We start from the raw sequence: 306 nt of genomic DNA on the forward strand, positions 1-306 counted from the left end.
ATTCGGAGCGCCGTCTTTAGCAAACTTGTCTACTGTCTGATAGTATTTGCTGTCTTTGCCTTCGTAGATGGACTTATAGTCAGAAACGCCATCAATTTTAAGTGATTTTGAATCAGGCTGAGAGACATTTACTTGTGCCGTTGTTAAGGTTTGTTTTCCATAATAACCTGCATCAGCATTGAAAGCTTCACGGTTTGTATAGAACAAGCGGACCTCTCCGTCTTCTGTGAATGTAGCTGAACCTGACCATTCTTCAGACTGACGTTTTAAGTATGGGTCATTCGGTACGTTTTTATCATTGCTGTC

1 protein-coding gene is annotated in these 306 nt (G+C 41.2%); it reads right to left on the minus strand.

The genetic code is table 11. The features are described from left to right. Nucleotides 1-306 (minus strand): glycoside hydrolase family 68 protein (locus ACTSEZ_RS20470; RefSeq protein WP_369736086.1); only part of this gene is annotated, 306 nt, incomplete at both ends.

It is taken from the genome of Metabacillus mesotrionivorans, from assembly GCF_052171315.1.
Taxonomy (GTDB): Bacteria; Bacillota; Bacilli; order Bacillales; family Bacillaceae; genus Bacillus_P.